Genomic DNA, 17322 nt, shown 5'->3' with positions numbered 1-17322 from the left:
GACTCTTCGGCCCGGGACTGGGACGCCGCAGCGACCCAGGCCGTGGCTCTGTACCGGCACCGGCGTGCGTGCTGTCGTGAGCTCCCCCTTTCCCGTCACCGTGCCGGCCTCGGCACGGTCCCAAGGAGCCGCGATGCCCGCAGCACCACCGGACGGCGAGCCCGCCCTGCACGTCGAGAGCCTCGACGTGAAGTACGGGCGCGCACTGTCCGCCCTCCGTTCCGTGTCCCTGACCGTCCCCCACGGCGGCGTCGTCGCGCTGCTCGGCGCCAACGGCGCCGGCAAGACGACGCTGCTGCGGGCCGTGTCGGGCACACTGCGCCTGCACCGCGGCGCGATCACGGCAGGCCGCGTCCGCTACGGCGACACGGCCCTGGACGGCCGGGACCCGGTCGCCGCCGTACGCGCCGGAGTCGTGCAGGTACCCGAGGGCAGGCGGGTGTTCGCCGGACTCAGCGTCGACGAGAACCTGCGGGCCGGCGGGCTCGGCCTGGGCCGGCGTGCCCCGGCCCAGGTCCGTGAGGCCCGGGAGCGGGTCTTCACGCTCTTCCCGCGGCTGGCCGAGCGCACCCGGCAGGCCGCCGGCCTGCTGTCCGGCGGCGAGCAGCAGATGCTCGCCATCGGCCGCGCCCTGATGGCCGCACCCCGCCTGCTCCTCCTCGACGAACCCTCCCTCGGACTCGCCCCGATGATGGTGGACCGCATCGCCGAGGTCGTCCGCGAGATCAACACCCAGGGCACCGCCGTACTCCTCGTGGAACAGAACGCCGGTATGGCGCTGTCCCTCGCCGAACACGCCTACGTCCTGGACGTCGGCGAGATAGGGCTGTCCGGCGCCGCCGAAGAACTCGCGCGGACGGACGCCGTACGCCGTCTCTACCTGGGCGACACCACTGACGGTCAGGGGGCCGCGTGACCACCCGCACCGCCGCACCCCCCGCGCTCGAGGTCCGGAACGTGACCGTGCGATTCGCCGGCCTCGTCGCCCTCGACGACGTCTCCTTCACCGTCGCCCCGGGTACGGTGCACGCCGTCATCGGCCCCAACGGCGCGGGCAAGTCCACCTGCTTCAACGTCCTGTCGGGGCTGTACCGGCCCACCGCCGGCACCGTCCGGCTCGGCGACGCCGAGCTGACCCGGCTGGCCCCGCACCGGATCGCCGCTCTCGGCGTGGCCCGCACCTTCCAGAACATCGTCACCACCCAGGGCACCGTCGCCGACAATCTGATGCTCGGCCGCCACGCCCTGTCCCGGGCCGGTTTCGCCGCCAGCGCCCTGCGTCTGCCGCGTGCCGTGCGCGAACAGCGCGAACACCTCGCCAAAGCCCGCGAGATCGCCGAACTCACCGGTCTCGGCGCCCACTTCGACGCACCCGTCGCCCTGCTGTCCTACGGCGACCGCAAGCGGGTCGAACTCGCCCGCGCCCTCTGTCTGGAGCCCCGTGTACTGCTGCTCGACGAACCGGTGGCCGGCATGAACGCCGCCGAACGCACCCGCATGACCGAGGTCGTCCGGGAGATCCGCGCCGAACTCGGTCTGTCCGTCGTGCTGGTCGAGCACGACATGGGACTGGTCATGCGGCTCGCCGACGAGGTCACCGTCCTCGACTTCGGCAAGGCCATCGCCCACGGCACCCCGGACCAGGTCCGGCGCGACCCCGAGGTGCTGCGCGCCTACCTCGGCTCCGGCACCACCGGGGAGGACGCGGCATGACCGGCTTCCTCGACAACCTCCTCAACGGCCTCGCCCTGGGGTCCGTCTACGCCCTGATCGCCCTCGGCTTCGTCACCATCTTCAAGGCGTCGGGCGTGCTGAGCTTCACCCACGGCTCGCTCCTGCTCCTCGGCGGGTACCTCGTCGCCGTCCTCCACGACGACATCGGCTTCGCCGGGGCGCTGGCCGTGGCGGTCCTCGTGACGGCCGCCGTCGCCGGAGCGCTGGACCGGCTGGTGCTCCAGCGGGTCGGGGGGACCGACCCGCACGCCGCCCACGTCCAGACCATCGTCACCATCGGCATAGACATCGTCCTGGTCACCGACCTGGCCCGGCGGATCGGCGGTGACCTGCTGCCGCTCGGCGACCCCTGGGGCAACTCGGTGAGCGACCTGGGCCCGGTGACCGTCGCCGACAGCCGCATCGCCGCGATCCTGGTGTCCGCGATGGCCATCGGCGGCGCCTTCGCCCTCTTCCGCTTCACCCCCTGGGGCCTGTCGCTGCGCGCGGCGGCCGAGGACGGTGAGGCCGCCGCCCTCATGGGCGTACGGCTGACCCGCGTACGCACCGTCGCCTGGTGCCTGGCCGGCGGACTCGCCGCGCTCGCCGCGGTCTTCCTGGTCGCCTTCCCCGCACCGGGACTGGAGCGCACCACCGGGCAGATCGCCCTGAAGGCGTTCCCGGCGGCCATCCTCGGCGGCATGGCCTCCCCGGTCGGCGCCCTGGTCGGCAGCATGCTGATCGGCCTCACCGAGGCCTTCGTCGCCGGCTACCAGTCCGAACTGCACGTCCTCGGCGAGGGCTTCGGCGACGTCGCCCCGTACGCCGTGATGGTGCTGGTCCTGCTGGTGCGCCCCGCCGGACTCTTCGCGGCGAAGGGAGCGGCACGTGTCTGACCTTCTCAAGAAGAGCACTCTCCTCGAGCGCGGCGGGCTCCTCAAGCAGGGCCGGCTCCTGCTGCCCGCCCTCCTCCTGTGCGCCCTGCCCTTCTACCTGGACGCCTTCTGGCTGCGCATCGGCCTGTTCTCCATGGCCGCGGCCATCGGCGCCGTCGGGCTCGGCCTGCTCAGCGGTACCGCGGGACAGCTCTCCCTCGGGCACGCGTTCTTCCTAGCCGTCGGCGCCTACGGATACGTATGGCTGGCGGGCGAGCCCGGACCGGGGCTGCCGCCGGCCGTCGCCGCCGTCCTCGCCGTGCTGCTCGCCGGAGCCGCGGGCGGCCTGTTCAGCCCCGTCGCCGGCCGGGTGAAGGGCGTCTACCTCGGCGTGGCCACCCTCGCCCTGGTCTTCCTCGGCCACCACGTCCTGCTCACCGCCGACTCCGTCACCGGCGGTTTCAACGGACGCTCGGTGCCGCCTCTGGAGATCGGCGGTTTCACCTTCGCCGAGACCGACCCGGAACTGACGGTCCTGGGCGTGCCGTTCGGCGCCGAGGAACGGCTCTGGTACCTGGGACTCGTCCTGTTCGCGCTGACCTGGTTCACCGCGCGCGGACTGCTGCGCGGGCGCCCCGGACGCGCCCTGGTGGCGCTGCGCGACAGCGAGACCGCGGCATCCGTGATGGGCGTGCACGTGGCCCGGTACCGCTCGGCCGCGTTCGTCGTCTCCTCGATGTACGCGGGCCTGGCCGGAGTCCTCCTCGCGCTCTCCTTCCGCCGCGTCGTGCCCGACTACTTCTCCCTCCTCCTCTCCGTCGACTACCTCGCCATGATCGTCATCGGCGGCCTCGGGTCGGTGGCGGGCGCCACCGCCGGCGCCGTCTTCGTCACCGCGCTGCCCCTGCTGATGACCCGCTACGCCGACCAGTTGCCGCTGGTGGCGACCCCGGGCTCCGGTGACGGCTCGATCGGCCCGACCGAGGCCTCCCGCTACCTCTACGGCGCGGCGATCGTCGTGATCCTGCTCTACGCCCCGGACGGCCTGCACGGACTGGCCCGCCGGACCCGCGCCCGCCTGCGCCGCAAGTCGCCCGACACCGGCCCTCCCGGCGCCGGGCCCACGTCCCGGCCTCCCGCCACCACCGCCAACGCCGCACGAACCAAGGAGCACACCCCGTGAACGTCACGCACTCCAGGCCCCGCACCACCCGGACCGCCGCCCTGGCCGCGGCACTGGCCGCCGTGCTGCTCGCGGGCACCGCATGCAGCACGAAGGGGGACGGCGGGTCCACCGACGACGCCGCCGACGGCGTCAAGGCCGGCCCCGGAGTCAGCGACAAGGCCATCAAGCTGGGCGCGCTGACCGACCTCACCGGCCCCTACGCCACCCTCGGCAAGAGCATCGTGCAGGCCCAGCAGATGTGGGCCGACGAGACCAACGCCGCGGGCGGCATCTGCGGCCGCAAGGTCGAGATCGTCGTCAAGGACCACGGCTACGACGTGCAGAAGGCGGTCACCGCCTACGCCGACATCTCCCCGGACGTCGTCGCCCTGCCGCAGGTCATCGGCTCGCCGGTGGTCGCGGCCCTGCTCGACGACATCGAGCGGGACCACATGCTGACCTTCCCGCAGGCCTGGGCCGCCTCCCTGCTCGGGATGGACCCCGTCCAGGTCCTCGGCACGACCTACGACGTCGACATGATCGCCGCCGTCGACTTCCTCACCCGCACCAAGAAGATCGCCAAGGGCGACACGATCGGCCACGTGTACTTCGAGGGCGACTACGGCGCCAACGCGCTGGAGGGCTCCGAGTGGGCCGCGGAGCAGGCGGGGATGAAGGTGGTGGGTCAGAAGATCAAGGCCACGGACACCGATCTGACCGCGCAGGTGTCGGCACTGAGCAAGGCCGGGGTGAAGGCGATCCTGATCAGCGCGGGCCCCGCCCAGACCGCCTCCCTCGCCGGCGTGGCCGCCGCCCGGGGCCTGAAGGTGCCGATCGTCAGCAGTGCTCCCGGATACTCCCCGCAGCTGATGAAGACGCCCGCGGCGCCGGCGCTGGAGGCCATGGTCCACGTGGTCAGCGCCGCACCGGCGGTCAGCTCCGACCTGCCCGGCGTCAAGAAGATGGTCGCCTCCTACAACAAGAAGTACCCGGGCGAGCCGGTCGACTCCGGCGTGCTCTCGGGCTACAACGCCGCCCAGTTGATGGGTGCCGATCTGAAGAAGGCGTGCGAGGGAGGCAGCCTCACCCGACAGGACGTGGTCAAGGCGCACCGCTCGCAGAAGAACGCCGACACCGGCCTCGGCACCCCGCAGAACTTCACCCTGGTGACCGAGCCGGCCAGCCGGTCCACCTACGTGCTGAAGCCCGACGCCAAGGCGGCCGGCGGCCTGGTCGGGGTGGAGGAGGCCCACAAGGCGCCCGGCGTCGACGCGTACCTGGCCGGACGCGGCTGACCGAGGTGGGTGGCCGTCAACTCGACTGTCCCGCAGTCGTCTTGGCGGCCACCTGATCCGCGTACTGGTTTCCCGGACCGCCGGGTCTCTAGGATGTACTCTCGGTCAGGCCAGTGCAGTTGGCGCGGTACAGAGCTGGGGGAACGATGCAAGCCGACAAGCAGTTGTCCACGGAGATCGACGCCAACGTGCCAACGGCAGCACGTATGTACGACTACTACCTCGGCGGCAAGGACAACTACGCGGCCGACCGGGCGGCGGTCGGGGAACTCGACAAGGTCGTCCCCAGCACTCGTCGGCTCGCGCTGAACAACCGGCGCTTCCTGCAGCGGGTCGTCAGGACCCTCGCGGAGGACTACGGCATCCGCCAGTTCCTGGACCACGGCTCCGGCCTGCCCACGCAGGACAACGTCCACCAGGTCGCGCAGCGAATCGCCCCCGAGTCCCGTGTCGTCTACGTCGACAACGACCCGATGGTGCTGGTCCACGGCCGTGCGCTGCTCGACCAGAACGACCGGACCGCCGTCATCCACGCCGACATGCGTTCGACGGAGGAGATCTTCTCCCACCCGGACACCCAGCGCCTGATCGACTTCTCGCAGCCGGTGGCCGTGCTGTTCAACTCGGTCTTCCACTGCATTCCGGACAGCGAAACCGACGGCCCGACGGCCGTGATCCGCCGCGTCACCGAGCGACTGGTGCCCGGTAGCTACGCCGTGATGTGTCAGCTGGTCAGTGACGACGCCGAGGTGCGGGAGTCCGTCACGGCCTTCATGGACCAGGCGACGCAGGGGCGCTGGGGCCGAGTCCGCGAGCCCAAGGACGTCGAGGCCTACTTCGAGGGCATGGAGATCCTGGAGCCGGGTCTGGTGGAGGTCTCCACCTGGCGTCCGGACAGTGAGGTGGCTCCGCGCCAACTCACCGACGAGTGGATTGAGTTCGGCGGTCTGGGACGCATCCGCTAGCGGAGAGAGCATCCGGGCCGCGCGCTACCGTGCGGCCCTTCTCCTTCGCGCCGCAGCTTCCCCTTTTCGCTACTTCCTCTTTCGCGCCGCTACTTCTGGGCGTAGCGCTGCGCCATCGCCTCGCGCAGCAGTTCCAGTGACTCGCGCGGAGTGAGTGCCTCGTCGGCCAGGCGGTCCAGCGCGACCCGGTACTCCTCGGTCTCGTCGCGGTCCTCGAGGAAGTTGGCGCTCTTGATGTGCTCCAGGTAGACCACGTCGGGCAGGTCGATGCCGCCGAAACGCAGATAGGTGACCGGGATCGCGGGTGCCGACGCGTTCGTCACGTCCAGTGGCACGATCTGCAGCGTCACATGGGGCTGTCCGGCCATCTCGACGAGGTGCGCGAGCTGTTCGCGCATGACTTGACGGCTGCCCAGTACCCGCAGCAGCACGGACTCGTCGATGATCGCCCACAACTGAGGCGCGTCACCGCGACGCAGCAGCTCCGCACGGCGCATACGCAGCTCGACACGCCGCTGGACCTCGCCGGCAGGCGCGTTGGGCAGACCCCGCTCGACCACGGCCCGGGTGTAGTCCGCGGTCTGGAGCAGTCCGGGGACGTACTGGATCTCGAAGGTGCGGATGGTCGCCGCGGCCTCCTGGAGTCCGACCAGACGGTCGAACCACTCGGGCATGAGGCGCTTGTCGTACCGCTGCCACCAGCCCGGTTCGCCGGCCCGCTGCAACAGCTTGACCAGCACCGAGGCCTCGTAGGCGTCGGTGCCGTACCGCTCCAGGAGCGCGCGGACATCTGTCTCCGTCGGAGGTTTGCGGCCCTTGCCCGACTCGATGCGGGAGAGCTTCGCCGGGCTGAACCCGATGTCGCGTGCCGCCTGTTCCTGGGACAGGTCGGCGTCCTCGCGGAAGCCCGCCAGCTGAACACCGACGAGCATCTTCAGCAGGGTCGGAGCCGGCTCGGCCCGGTCCAGATAGGGTTCGAGACGGGAGAGGCGATGCGATGCGGCGGACATCCTGACTCCCAGCAGACCGGCAGACTTGAGAAACCACACTATCTCATCTCGCATGTGCCCGCCGCATCGGCCAGTGGAAAACGGGTAGTTGGCCTCCGCTTCACGTTGGCCGCCCGCCTCGCCGACCGCTCCCGGCCACGCTTCACAGCAGGTGGTCGAACTCGCCCTCCTTCGCCCCGGCCAGGAAGGCGGCCACCTCCGCGGAGGTGTAGACGAGGGCGGGGCCGTCCGGATCACGGGAGTTGCGCATCGCGATGCCTCCGTCCACGAGGGCCACCTCGACGCAGTTGCCCTCGGCGTTGCTGTGCCGACTCTTCTTCCAGCAGGCGTCCAACAGGCTGGCCTGCACTCCGTTGCGCACTGGTGGCACCGCGGTCTCCTTGCCGTTCGGGGGAGCGGACCGAGTCCCGTCGGTCCCCGTGCGCTCCCGTCCGATTTTTTTCGCGCAATTTCCCGTGCAATTGCACGCGAGCGCTGTCAGCGTGGATAATAGCCGTGGCGTCAACCCCTCGGTCGGCGCCCTGTTCTGACGTCGCATCAGGGAGATGCCGTGTCGTCACCTGCGCATCCAACGCTCCGGTCGCCCGGTGAACCCGTGTCGGAGGCAGGCGCGGCGAGCCGGTACGGACAGCTCCCGCGTGCGGCGCGACCGGCCGCCGGCCGCGACGAGTGGCCGTTCCCCGCCTCCCACGCGAAGCACCACGGCCCAGGCGGCCCACCCGTATCCGCCGTACTGCGCGTCGCGTGCAGCGGGGAGGGGTTCGCCCGGGCCCGGGTCTTCACCCGGGACACGTTGAGCGGCTGGTCCCTGGACCGGCACGCCGACGACGCGGTCCTCGTGATCACCGAGCTCGTCTCCAACGCCGTGAGGCATGCGGTGCCGTCGGCGGCGGCCGGCGCGCCAGAGGTCAGGCTGGGGCTCGCCCTGGACTCCGACCACCTGACGCTGACCGTCTCCGACCCCGGGGACAACGCGCCCGTGTTCGCCCCGTCCGGAATCTCCGACCTCCAAGAGCACGGACGCGGCCTGTGCATCGTCGACGCCCTCGCCGAGGAATGGGGCTGGACCCCGAGGCCTCCTGCGGGCAAGACCGTCTGGGTCAAGTTGTCGACCCGCTCCCTCACCTGACCCGACTGCCGCGGAAGGGCCCCACACCATGCGCAGCGCTCCGAAACCCGACCCGAGCACCCGGCGCACCGACCGTCAGACGCAGCCGCCCGGATCGTCCCGGGCCGCCGGTCCCCTCGCGGGGCTGGACGGCGTGCCCTGGAGTGAGATCCAGGACTCCAGCGGCTCCGCAGCGGCCATTCCCCGGTTGCTGCGCAAGGTCGCCCTGGGGGACGCCGAGACCGCCCGTGCAGCCCTCGTCGATCTGCGGGAACGCATCTGCCAGTACGGCTTCGTCGTCGAACAGGCCACCGCCGCGACCGTCCCCTTCCTGTGGGAACTGGCGCAGCGGCCCCAGGTGAGCTGCCGGGCGCAGATCATTCAACTGCTCAAGAACATCGCCGACGCCCGCCAGTGGGAGACCACCGCCACCGCCTACCCGAAACTGCTCAACCACCGGGAGAACCCCGTGGCATGGGAGCGCGCGGCGCGGCAGGCCGTCCGCGCCCGTCGGGACGGGCTGGAGCGGCTGCTGGCCGAGGGCGACAGCGAGATCGCGCGGGCCACGACCGAACTGGCCCGCACACTCGGGGACTGAGACCGAGACCCGCGCCCTCCACGGGGGAGAAGGCGCGGGTCTCCCTCCGACGCACCGACGCACCGACGCACCGACGCACGGGTGTACGGGCGTACGGGCGCGGGGGCGTTCCGGCCTTCGGAACGGTATGGCGTACTCCTCGGCGACGGGGTAGGAAAGCGCGGGATGAAAGCGCTTGCTCCACTCGGTCACCAGGAGGACCACGCCGATGGCGTCGCCGCCCGAAAAGCCACTCGATCACCGCTACCGGGGCGAACACCCGATACGGACGCTCGTCTACCTCTTCCGCGCCGACCGCCGCCGTCTGGCTGGGGCGGTCGCGGTCTTCACCGTCAAGCACAGTCCCGTCTGGCTGCTGCCCCTCATCACCGCGTCGATCATCGACACCGTCGTCCAGCACGGACCGATCGGCGACCTGTGGACCAGTACCGGGATCATCATGTTCATCCTGGTGGTCAACTACCCGCTGCACCTGCTGTACGTCCGTCTCCTGTACGGCAGTGTGCGCCGCATGGGCACCGCCCTGCGTTCCGCGCTGTGCACCCGCATGCAGCAGCTCTCCATCGGCTATCACTCGCGCGTCAGCGCCGGCGTCCTGCAGGCCAAGGTAGTCCGGGACGTGGAGACGGTGGAGCAGATGGTGCAGCAGACCGCGGAGACAGGGCTGGGCGCGTTCACCGTCCTCACCGGCGGCCTGATCATCATCGCCGTTCGCACGCCGGAGTTCCTACCCGTCTTCCTCGTCGTCGTACCCGCCGCATCCCTTCTCGTGGCCCGGCTCCGCGCCCGGCTGCGCAGCCACAACGAGCACTTCCGCCACGAGGTCGAGACCCTGTCCTCCAGGGTCACGGAGATGACCCGGCTCATCCCGGTCACCCGAGCCCACGGCCTGGAGGGCAAGGCGCTGCGCCGCATGGACGGCACCCTGGACCGCCTGCTGACCTCCGGTAACCGCCTCGACCTGGTCAACGGCCGCTTCGGCTCGCTGTCCTGGGTCGTGCTCAACGTGGTGGGCGTACTGGTCCTCGCGGGCGCCGCGCTGGTCTCGTACCACGACGTCTGGGGCGTCACCGCCGGCGACGTCGTCATGCTCAGCGCCTTCCTGACCACCCTCACGGGCTCCACGACAACGTTGGCAGGGCTGGCGCCGGTCATCACCAAAGGGCTGGAGTCCGTCCGTTCGGTCGGCGAGGTGCTCCAGGCCCCCGAGCTGGAGGACAACGAGGGGAAGGCGGAGCTCACCTCGCTGCGCGGCGCCGTCACCTTCGAGGGCGTCGGGCACCTCTACGAGAGCGACGGGCGGCCCGCTGTCAGCGACTTCACGCTCGCGGTCCGACCCGGCGAGACCATCGCGCTGGTGGGCGCGTCCGGCGCCGGCAAGTCCACCGTCCTCAACCTGGTCATCGGCTTCCTGCGGCCGACCGCGGGCCGGCTGCTGCTCGACGGAACCGACATGACCACCCTCGACCTGCGCACGTACCGGCGCTTCGTCTCGGTGGTGCCGCAGGAGTCCGTCCTCTTCGACGGCACGATCCGGGAGAACGTCGCCTACGGCATGGACGACGCCGACGAGGCGGCGGTGCGCGCGGCCCTGCGCGACGCCAACGCGCTGGAGTTCGTCGACCGGTTGCCGCGGGGACTCGACACCCTGGTGGGAGAGCACGGCGCACGGCTCTCCGGCGGTCAGCGCCAGCGCCTGGCCATCGCCCGCGCGCTGATCCGGGACCCAAGGGTGCTCATCCTTGACGAGGCCACCTCGGCGCTGGACACCCGTTCGGAGGCGCTCGTGCAGCAGGCCCTGGCCAGGCTCCTGCGCGGGCGCACCACGTTCGTCGTCGCGCACCGGCTGTCCACCGTGCGGGGGGCGGACCGGATCGTGGTGATGGGCGAGGGCCGGATCCAGGAGACCGGAACCCACGAGGAACTGCTGGGCAGGGGAGGGGCGTACGCGGCACTGCACAGCGGCCAGGCCGCCTGAACGGGTCCGGCGGCTCAGGTCCCGGCCGGGGCGGCGCCCAGTACCCGGCCGGTGAAGTCCGCCAGTTGGGCCCGCATCCTCTCGCGCGGCACGTCCTGCGGGCCGGCCAGGTGCTCGACCAGGTCGGCCCGGACGGCGGCGAGCAGCGCGTGGGCCGCGAAGTCGCCGTCGGCGAGACCGGGAACCTGCTCCAGCATGGTGCGCAGGAGGGTGTGCCAGCGCCCGTAGTGCGCCGCCCCGTAAGGGCTGTCGCCGCCGGTGCTCTCCAGGGCCAGTGCGAGGCGGCGGTTGTCGAGTTTGAAGCACAGGAGCGCGTCGAGCACGGCGAGGACGCGCTGCGGCGGGGGAGCGCCGGGGCCCAGCGGTGGCGGACCCGCCGTGACGGCCTCCTCGATCGGTTCCAGCCGTGCCTCGTACAGCGCCTTGATCAGTCCGGTCCGGTCGCCGAAGGCACGGAAGAGCGTCCCCTTGCCGACACCGGCCGCCGCCGCGACGTCCGCCATGGTCACGTCGTCCGGGCGCTCGCAGCGGACGAAGAGGGCGTCGGCGGCCGCGAGAACGGCCGCCCGGTTGCGGGCCGCGTCCTTGCGGGGCTTGCGCTCGGTCACAGGGGTCTCCTCCGGCACGGGCTCGGTGCGTGTTGCAAAGCGGACCGTCGGTCCGTATCGTTCGAAGCGGACCGATGGTCCGCATTCTATGCGACGGAGGAGCACCCATCCATGCCCACACCCACCCCGCCCGCCCCGGCGGCGGACCTGTACCGCCACAGCCTCCGGCTCCTGCTGGACAAGGACATCGACGCCTGGGTCGGCCTGTGGGCCGACGACGGAGTCATGGAATTCCCCTTCGCCCCCGAGGGCCGGCCCCGGCGGCTGGAGGGCCGGGAGGCCGTCGCCGCCTACATGCGCCCCTATCCCGACCACATCGACCTGCACGACTTCCCCGACCTGCGGATCCACGAGACCACCGACCAGCGGACCGTCGTGGTGGAGATGCGCGGCGTGGGCCGGGTGGTGAAGACCCGCGCGCCCTTCGACATGACGTACATCGCCGTCGTGACGGTCGAGGACGGGCGGTTCACCTCCTACCGCGACTACTGGAACCCGCTCACCCTCCAGGAGCCCGGCACCGACTTCACCGGGAGCGGACGATGACCGGTACCGGGACCACGCTGGTCGTCGGAGCCACCGGCACGACGGGCGGCCGCACCGCCGGTCAGCTGATCGCCGCGGGCCACCGTGTGAAGGCCGCGAGCCGGCGCGCGACCCCGCTGCCGGGCGCGGAACCGGTCCGTTTCGACTGGCACGACACCGCCACGCACGACGCGGCGCTCGACGGAACCGACCGCGTCTACCTCGTCCCGCCGCCGGGTGACTCGGACCCGGCCGCGGTCATGCTGCCCTTCCTGCGAAGGGCCCGTGCGACGGGCGTGCGGCGTGCGGTGCTGCTCAGTTCCTCGGCCGTCCCCGAGGGTGGCCCGGCGGTGGGCGCGGTGCACCGTGCCCTCCCCGGCCTGTTCGAGGAGTGGGCGGTGCTGCGGCCCTCCTGGTTCATGCAGAACTTCACCGGTACCCACGCCCACGCCGTCAGCGTCCGGGAGGACGGCACCATCCTGACGGCCGCCGGAAGCGGCCGCGTGGGCTTCGTCGACGCCGACGACATCGCCGCCGTCGCGGTGCGCGCCCTCACCGACGGCCACGCCCCCCGCGAGGACCTGATCCTCACCGGTCCCGAGGCCCTCGACCACGACGACATCGCCGCGATCCTCACCCGGGCCGGCGGCCGGCCCGTGGTCCACCGGCGCCTGACCCGCGAGCAGGCGCGCGACCGCCTCGCGAAGCTGGTGCCGCCGGACTTCGCCGCGATGCTGGCCGACATGGACCGTGCCATCGCTCTGGGGGCCGAGGACCGCACCACCGACACCGTTCGGCGTGTCACCGGCCGTCCGCCGCACGGGTTTCGGGAGGTGCTGGAGCGGGAGCTCGGTCCTCGGTGAGTGGCATGCGAACGGGCGGGGCGCTCAAGCCCGTTCAGTCCCTTTTCGACCAAGTCGTCGCCCGCTCGCGATGATGGTCGGACACGAAGCGATGGATTCTCGTCAATTGCGAGCAGGAGCGCGCACGGTCTGATTGTCTCGGCCGGGTACGGGCATACGCAGCGAAACTCGAGAGAGGGGCGCTTCGTGCTCGAACCGGACCCGAAGGTCGTCAGGGAGTTGCTGACGCGGTACGCGGCACTGCGGATCGCTCAGGCGGAGAGGGCAAGGCCGGCGACGGCGCGGGAGCTGGCGGACGTCAGCTACACGCTGTGCGTGATGACGGCGACGACCAGCATTCACGACGCGGTGGCGAAGGCGGACGCGCTGCTGCTCGCCAAGGGACGGGCCCCGGACGCCGTCCGCGCGGCGGACCCCGACGGGGAGAGCGGCCTGTCGCTGGCCGTGTGACACCGTCACGTCAGGGGCCCGCCTCGGACCGAAAGAGCCGGGACGATCCCGAGGCGGGCCCTACGCGGGGCCCGCCGACGCGACCGGCTTCCCGTGGAACGCCGCGCGATAGGCGTACGGAGTGGTGCCGACCACCCGGCGGAACCGCTCGCGGAAGGCGGTGGGGGAGCCGAACCCGGCCTGCCGCGCGATCCGTTCGATCGAGTGGTCGCCGTTCTCCAGCAGGTACTGGGCACGCCGCACCCGCGCCCGCAGCAGCCACTGCAGCGGAGTGGTGCCTGTCTGTTCCCGGAACCGCCGGCTGAAGGTGCGCTCGCTCATGCCCGAGCGCGCCGCCATCGCCCCGAGGGTTACCTCACCGGCCAGGTTGTCCTCGATCCACTCCAGCAGCGGCTCCAGGTCCGAGCCCCGCGGCACGGGCGGACGTTCGTGCACGATGAACTGGGCCTGGCCGCCCTCCCGCTCCAGCGGCATGACACACATCCGGGCGGCGTGCGCGGCGACGGCCGACCCCAGATCCCGGCGGATCATGTGCAGGCACATGTCCAGACCGGCGGCGGCGCCCGCGGAGGTGAGGATTTGTCCGTTGTCGACGTAGAGCACGTCCGGCCGCACCTCCACGCGAGGGTAGCGGCGGGCCAGTTCCGCCGCGGCGATCCAGTGGGTGGTGGCCCGCAGCCCGTCCAGCAGCCCGGCCTCCGCGAGGACGAAGGCGCCCACGCACACCGACGCGATCCGCGTACCCGCACCGGCCGCCCGCCGCAGCGCCGCGAGGACGCGTTCCGAGGGCGGGCCGTGCTCCTCGGAGCGGCCCGGCACGATGATCGTGTCGGCGGTCTCCAGCGCCTCCAGGCCCAGGTCGATACGGAGGGCCAGCCCGTCCGTGCGCACCTCGGGCGACTCCGCGCAAAGGCGGACCCGGTAGGGGCTGCGCCCGTCGGGCAGCCGCGTCCAGTCGAACGCCTGCATGGGCGCCGCCATGTCGAACGGCACCACGTCGTCGAGGACCAGGATCGCCACCGAGTGCATGACCGCCACGATAGGCGGATTCCCGCCGTGGGCAGAACCCCCGCGCACGCCTTCGCTCCACCTTGTCCCGCCGGATCCGTCCTGGTGAAGGCATTGGCGAGATTCCGTTGGAAGCTGTCGTTTCAGCCCCTGTGCGATCACCCGCCGTCTTTCTAGCGTGGCTCCGACCGCATCGACCGAACTGCCTCCCGGAGCCCCGACCGATGACCAAGATCCTGCTGTCCCTCCACGTCCTGGCCGCCATCATCGCCATCGGGCCCGTCACCGTCGCGGCCAGCATGTTCCCGCCGGCCGCCCGTCGTGCGGTGGTACCGGTGCCCGCGGGGGCCGGGGGCGGAGCGGACGCCGGGGACGTGGGCACCGTCCGGCTGCTGCACCGCATCTGCCGGGTCTACGCCGGTCTCGGCATCGCGGTGCCGGTCCTCGGCTTCGCCACCGCCGCGGCGATGGGTGTCCTGGGGGACGCATGGCTCATCACGTCCATCGCGCTGACCGCGGCCGCCGCCGGCCTCCTGATCGCCTTCGTCCTGCCCCGCCAGGAGGAACTCCTGGACCAGCTGACCGACCGGCAGCCCGTCGAGCACGCCCGTACCGCCCGGCTCGCCATGTTCACCGGCCTGTTCAACCTGCTGTGGGTCACGGTCACGGTCCTCATGATCGTCCGGCCCGGCTCCACGACCGGCGCGTGAGCCACCGTCACCTTGTGGGTGGAATGCGCACCACCGGGTGAACGGGCGCCTAGACTGCTCAGTCGCGCCTCCGTACGGGGGCGGACGACACGAAAGGCACGTTGACGGGTGTTCCAGGATTCCCCCATCTACGACCGACTCGTCGCCGAACGCGGTGACGTCCCCGAGCAGGTGCGGCGGGACGCCGAGCGTGTGAGCAGGGAGCTGGAGGTTGTCATGCGCCCACTGCGCTCACCCGGCCACCTGCCCGGCACCGAACGGCAGGCGTCCCCGGGCGCCGGCTGGCAACGCACCGCCCTGCTGCCCGGCCCCCGCCCGCATTAGGGCCTGTCCGGCGGACAGGCTCCAGGGGGCGCCGGTGACGCGGGCGCACCTCACCTCACCCGACGACCGCCGTGCCGGGGCCGCCCGCGTCCACCGGGTCCTCCGGCCCGGGCCGGGCCAGCCACTCGGCGATGGTGCGGGCGATCGGCTGGCCCGTGTCCACCTCGACGAAGCCGAACTGCCCCGACTGGTTGCACTCCAGGAACCACCAGGTTCCGTCGCCGTCCTCGGCGAAGTCGAGGGCACCGTAGGCCAGTCCCGCCGTGCGGAGGTAGGCGCGGACGGCCTCGGCGACGCGCGGCGGCACCTCGGCGGGCCGCCACGGCTCGGCGGACGCCGTGAAGCGGACGTCCACCTCGTCGGGGTCCGAGCCCGCGAGGGTCGTCTTCCGCGCGGCCAGCAACTCGTCGCCGACGACGGTGAGGCGGACGTCGGCACGCTTGGCGACCCGGCGCTGCAGCAGGGTCGGGCCGTGGGCGACGGTGGAGAAGTCGGCCTCGGGGGGAACCCTGCTGGTCGGTACCGCCAGGGGCGGGTCCTGCGGATGGGCGCCCGAGACGGGTTTGACCACCAGGTCGGGGTAGCGCTCGGCGAACTCGCGTGCCGCCCGTGGGAACGTCGTGATCAGCGTGGCCGGCACGGGCAGCCCGCACTGCTGGGCGAGACGCAGCTGCCAGGGCTTGTACCGGGCCCGGTGCGCCGCGTCGGGCTGGTTCATCCAGCGCGCCCCGCAACCGCGGAGCATGCCGTAGAGCGCCTGCCCGGACTCCTCGGTCAGCCACGCGGAGGGCTCGGTGGCCCGCGTGGCCGCGCCGCCCGGCCTGCGCACCCAGACGGACCGCAGTCCGCCGATGCTCACCAGGCGGCCCCCCGAGGACAGATGACCCCGGAAGGAGCCGTGCACGAACTCACCGGAGAGCGCGACGGAGTCGGTCAGATCGGCGGGGTCCAGGCGGACCACCGGGACTCCCGACGCGTTCAGGTGCACGACCACCATGTCCGCGGTGACGTCCTCTTCACAGGTCAGGATCAAGACGGTCATTCTCGACGGCCCGTGTTCAGTCGTCGAAGTGAGTCTTCGACCCCGCGGTGGAGGTCGTGGTCCCCAGTTCTCTCAGCAGCGCATGGTCACAGGCGGCCGCCCGCCCGTCCAGAAGCACGTTCAACTGCCGCCCGGAGTCGTAGACGTACGGAGTCGTGGCTTCCAACTCCACTGCCGGACGTGCGTAGTTGAGGGCGAACGGTTTCATCGTCTCTCCCTGGTCGGTGCTGCGCCGAGCAGGCGATGGTCCCTTGCGCCGTCGCCTGGTCCGCCGACTGCCTTCGGCTTCCAGAGACTTATACGACTCGAACGGGTGATTGGTTTCCTTACGCAGCGTAGTCATGGGGCGGGGTGGCGCCTTCACGCCGGTCCGCGGCGCTCCGTCGCCCGTCGAGAGAGCCGCGCGCCGAGCGCAGGGCGAGCAGCAGTACACCGACGTCGTCCAGGTATACGGGATCGGGCACCAGGTCGGTCGGCAGTACCAAGTAGAGGACTGCGCCCCAGAAGACCCACCTCGGACCGGCGGGGAGACCGGCCCGTCTGAGATCCCGTCGGGTGCGGACCAGCCGCACCAGGACGCCGACCGCCGTCGCGAGGACGACCGCCGCGAGCGACACCGCCGCGACGATCACCACTGTGGTCGTATCCACCCGCCCCTCCTCCTGGTGCGTGCTCGTGCCGCTCGGCACACGCTCCTCTCCCCGGATGCCCGCTCGGGGCGGCGACAAGTCCGCTCGCGAGGGTCTCTCATCCCTGTGGCCCACTCCAGTGGCACGGTGCGGTGGACGTGCTTAGTAATGGTCAGCACAGAGCGCGAGTCGCATGTCGGGGACGCAGGGCGGCCGCACCCCCACCACACGGAGAGATCATGACTACCGGCTCTTCATCACATCGTTCTCCCGAGTACGCCATATCCGCCGTGGACCTGCCCACCGGGGAGACGACCACGGCCACCGGCACGCACCCGGTGCGTCCGCCGGCCGCGCAAGCCGACGCCGAGGCGTCAACCGGCCACCCCTCGGCCGCCCGTTCGCCCGCCCCTCAGTCGCCCGCGCCCCAGCCGTCCGTCCTCCAGGAACCAGCAC

General features: G+C 71.6%; 21 protein-coding genes and 1 pseudogene. 15 read left to right on the top strand and 7 right to left on the bottom strand.

Features of this window, described 5'->3' with window-relative positions:
* The first annotated feature begins 133 nt into the window (after window positions 1-133).
* The 6 genes from EBH09_RS02935 (at window position 134) to EBH09_RS02910 (ending at window position 6013) form a co-directional block, all read left to right on the top strand.
* On the top strand, window positions 134-916 hold the full coding sequence (locus EBH09_RS02935; RefSeq protein WP_121745444.1) for an ABC transporter ATP-binding protein: 783 nt from the start codon (window positions 134-136) through the stop codon (window positions 914-916).
* The gene (locus EBH09_RS02930) at window positions 913-1713 is read left to right on the top strand and encodes an ABC transporter ATP-binding protein (RefSeq protein ID WP_121745443.1); all 801 of its coding nucleotides are present in this window, start codon (window positions 913-915) and stop codon (window positions 1711-1713) included. Before EBH09_RS02935 ends, EBH09_RS02930 begins: the two co-directional genes overlap by 4 nt.
* Window positions 1710-2609 carry a branched-chain amino acid ABC transporter permease gene (locus EBH09_RS02925; RefSeq protein WP_121745442.1) on the top strand — a complete coding sequence of 300 codons (900 nt, stop codon included), beginning with the start codon at window positions 1710-1712 and terminating at the stop codon, window positions 2607-2609. The genes EBH09_RS02930 and EBH09_RS02925 overlap by 4 nt, the downstream gene beginning before the upstream one ends.
* 58 nt (window positions 2610-2667) lie before the next feature.
* Complete coding sequence (locus EBH09_RS02920; protein ID WP_193776165.1) at window positions 2668-3771, top strand: branched-chain amino acid ABC transporter permease; 1104 nt, start codon at window positions 2668-2670, stop codon at window positions 3769-3771.
* Window positions 3768-5048, top strand: coding sequence for an ABC transporter substrate-binding protein (locus EBH09_RS02915; protein WP_121745440.1), 1281 nt, complete (start codon window positions 3768-3770; stop codon window positions 5046-5048). Before EBH09_RS02920 ends, EBH09_RS02915 begins: the two co-directional genes overlap by 4 nt.
* 146 nt (window positions 5049-5194) lie before the next feature.
* Window positions 5195-6013: an SAM-dependent methyltransferase gene (locus EBH09_RS02910; RefSeq protein ID WP_121745439.1), complete on the top strand. Its 819-nt coding sequence runs from the start codon at window positions 5195-5197 to the stop codon at window positions 6011-6013.
* Window positions 6014-6102: 89 nt separating this feature from the next.
* Here the strand turns inward: EBH09_RS02910 and EBH09_RS02905 are convergent, their stop codons facing one another.
* A complete protein-coding gene (locus EBH09_RS02905) occupies window positions 6103-7023 on the bottom strand; it encodes a helix-turn-helix transcriptional regulator (RefSeq protein ID WP_121745438.1) in 921 nt (306 codons plus the stop codon).
* Window positions 7024-7165: 142 nt separating this feature from the next.
* The gene (locus EBH09_RS02900; RefSeq protein WP_114531800.1) at window positions 7166-7393 is read right to left on the bottom strand and encodes a DUF397 domain-containing protein; all 228 of its coding nucleotides are present in this window, start codon (window positions 7391-7393) and stop codon (window positions 7166-7168) included.
* A 180-nt stretch (window positions 7394-7573) separates the two neighbouring features.
* On the opposite strand from EBH09_RS02900, the gene EBH09_RS02895 reads away from it, so the two are divergent.
* From EBH09_RS02895 to EBH09_RS02885, 3 genes are all read left to right on the top strand, one after another.
* The gene (locus EBH09_RS02895; protein WP_121745437.1) at window positions 7574-8152 is read left to right on the top strand and encodes an ATP-binding protein; all 579 of its coding nucleotides are present in this window, start codon (window positions 7574-7576) and stop codon (window positions 8150-8152) included.
* Window positions 8153-8180: 28 nt separating this feature from the next.
* A complete protein-coding gene (locus EBH09_RS02890; RefSeq protein WP_193776081.1) occupies window positions 8181-8729 on the top strand; it encodes a hypothetical protein in 549 nt (182 codons plus the stop codon).
* 208 nt (window positions 8730-8937) lie between these two features.
* Window positions 8938-10707, top strand: a complete 1770-nt coding sequence (locus tag EBH09_RS02885; RefSeq protein ID WP_121745436.1) for an ABC transporter ATP-binding protein — start codon at window positions 8938-8940, stop codon at window positions 10705-10707.
* Window positions 10708-10721: 14 nt separating this feature from the next.
* Here EBH09_RS02885 and EBH09_RS02880 read toward each other — a convergent pair whose 3' ends face one another.
* Entirely contained in the window at window positions 10722-11315 is a 594-nt protein-coding gene (locus EBH09_RS02880; RefSeq protein WP_121745435.1) for a TetR family transcriptional regulator, read from the bottom strand.
* 111 nt (window positions 11316-11426) lie between these two features.
* Between EBH09_RS02880 and EBH09_RS02875 the strand changes: the two genes are divergently transcribed.
* From EBH09_RS02875 to EBH09_RS02865, 3 genes are all read left to right on the top strand, one after another.
* Complete coding sequence (locus EBH09_RS02875) at window positions 11427-11861, top strand: nuclear transport factor 2 family protein (protein WP_121745434.1); 435 nt, start codon at window positions 11427-11429, stop codon at window positions 11859-11861.
* Window positions 11858-12703, top strand: a complete 846-nt coding sequence (locus tag EBH09_RS02870; protein ID WP_121745433.1) for an NAD(P)H-binding protein — start codon at window positions 11858-11860, stop codon at window positions 12701-12703. The genes EBH09_RS02875 and EBH09_RS02870 overlap by 4 nt, the downstream gene beginning before the upstream one ends.
* 186 nt (window positions 12704-12889) lie before the next feature.
* Entirely contained in the window at window positions 12890-13153 is a 264-nt protein-coding gene (locus tag EBH09_RS02865) for a DUF5133 domain-containing protein (RefSeq protein WP_193776080.1), read from the top strand.
* Window positions 13154-13213: 60 nt separating this feature from the next.
* Here EBH09_RS02865 and EBH09_RS02860 read toward each other — a convergent pair whose 3' ends face one another.
* Complete coding sequence (locus EBH09_RS02860) at window positions 13214-14182, bottom strand: helix-turn-helix domain-containing protein (RefSeq protein ID WP_121746202.1); 969 nt, start codon at window positions 14180-14182, stop codon at window positions 13214-13216.
* A 203-nt stretch (window positions 14183-14385) separates the two neighbouring features.
* Here EBH09_RS02860 and EBH09_RS02855 point away from each other — a divergent pair, with 203 nt between their 5' ends.
* Together EBH09_RS02855 and EBH09_RS02850 are read left to right on the top strand one after the other, a co-directional pair.
* Complete coding sequence (locus EBH09_RS02855; RefSeq protein WP_121745432.1) at window positions 14386-14871, top strand: hypothetical protein; 486 nt, start codon at window positions 14386-14388, stop codon at window positions 14869-14871.
* Window positions 14872-14979: 108 nt separating this feature from the next.
* Complete coding sequence (locus tag EBH09_RS02850; RefSeq protein ID WP_121745431.1) at window positions 14980-15195, top strand: hypothetical protein; 216 nt, start codon at window positions 14980-14982, stop codon at window positions 15193-15195.
* A 55-nt stretch (window positions 15196-15250) separates the two neighbouring features.
* Here EBH09_RS02850 and tgmB read toward each other — a convergent pair whose 3' ends face one another.
* From tgmB to EBH09_RS02835, 3 genes are all read right to left on the bottom strand, one after another.
* Window positions 15251-16237, bottom strand: a complete 987-nt coding sequence (tgmB, locus tag EBH09_RS02845) for an ATP-grasp ribosomal peptide maturase (protein ID WP_121745430.1) — start codon at window positions 16235-16237, stop codon at window positions 15251-15253.
* Window positions 16238-16253: 16 nt separating this feature from the next.
* Window positions 16254-16445, bottom strand: a complete 192-nt coding sequence (tgmA, locus tag EBH09_RS02840; RefSeq protein WP_121745429.1) for a putative ATP-grasp-modified RiPP — start codon at window positions 16443-16445, stop codon at window positions 16254-16256.
* 118 nt (window positions 16446-16563) lie between these two features.
* On the bottom strand, window positions 16564-16887 hold the full coding sequence (locus EBH09_RS02835) for a YkvA family protein (RefSeq protein ID WP_121746201.1): 324 nt from the start codon (window positions 16885-16887) through the stop codon (window positions 16564-16566).
* A 218-nt stretch (window positions 16888-17105) separates the two neighbouring features.
* On the opposite strand from EBH09_RS02835, the pseudogene EBH09_RS38505 reads away from it, so the two are divergent.
* Window positions 17106-17322, top strand: a pseudogene (locus tag EBH09_RS38505) (hypothetical protein); the annotation flags it as partial.

The sequence above is a fragment of the Streptomyces sp. E2N166 genome, assembly GCF_003671715.1.
GTDB lineage: Bacteria > Actinomycetota > Actinomycetes > Streptomycetales > Streptomycetaceae > Streptomyces > Streptomyces thinghirensis.
The sequence above is the reverse complement of the archived record's forward strand: the minus strand, read 5'-3'. Positions and strand labels throughout refer to the sequence as shown.

Bases quoted from the DNA above. Each gene is read 5' to 3' on its own strand.
- EBH09_RS02860 (WP_121746202.1), bottom strand. From the start codon at position 14,182: ATGCACTCGGTGGCGATCCTGGTCCTCGACGACGTGGTGCCGTTCGAC.
- EBH09_RS02905 (WP_121745438.1), bottom strand. From the start codon at position 7,023: ATGTCCGCCGCATCGCATCGCCTCTCCCGTCTCGAACCCTATCTGGAC.
- EBH09_RS02885 (WP_121745436.1), top strand. From the start codon at position 8,938: ATGGCGTCGCCGCCCGAAAAGCCACTCGATCACCGCTACCGGGGCGAA.
- EBH09_RS02870 (WP_121745433.1), top strand. From the start codon at position 11,858: ATGACCGGTACCGGGACCACGCTGGTCGTCGGAGCCACCGGCACGACG.
- EBH09_RS02875 (WP_121745434.1), top strand. From the start codon at position 11,427: ATGCCCACACCCACCCCGCCCGCCCCGGCGGCGGACCTGTACCGCCAC.
- EBH09_RS02855 (WP_121745432.1), top strand. From the start codon at position 14,386: ATGACCAAGATCCTGCTGTCCCTCCACGTCCTGGCCGCCATCATCGCC.
- EBH09_RS02890 (WP_193776081.1), top strand. From the start codon at position 8,181: ATGCGCAGCGCTCCGAAACCCGACCCGAGCACCCGGCGCACCGACCGT.
- tgmB (WP_121745430.1), bottom strand. From the start codon at position 16,237: ATGACCGTCTTGATCCTGACCTGTGAAGAGGACGTCACCGCGGACATG.
- EBH09_RS02925 (WP_121745442.1), top strand. From the start codon at position 1,710: ATGACCGGCTTCCTCGACAACCTCCTCAACGGCCTCGCCCTGGGGTCC.
- tgmA (WP_121745429.1), bottom strand. From the start codon at position 16,445: ATGAAACCGTTCGCCCTCAACTACGCACGTCCGGCAGTGGAGTTGGAA.
- EBH09_RS02910 (WP_121745439.1), top strand. From the start codon at position 5,195: ATGCAAGCCGACAAGCAGTTGTCCACGGAGATCGACGCCAACGTGCCA.
- EBH09_RS02935 (WP_121745444.1), top strand. From the start codon at position 134: ATGCCCGCAGCACCACCGGACGGCGAGCCCGCCCTGCACGTCGAGAGC.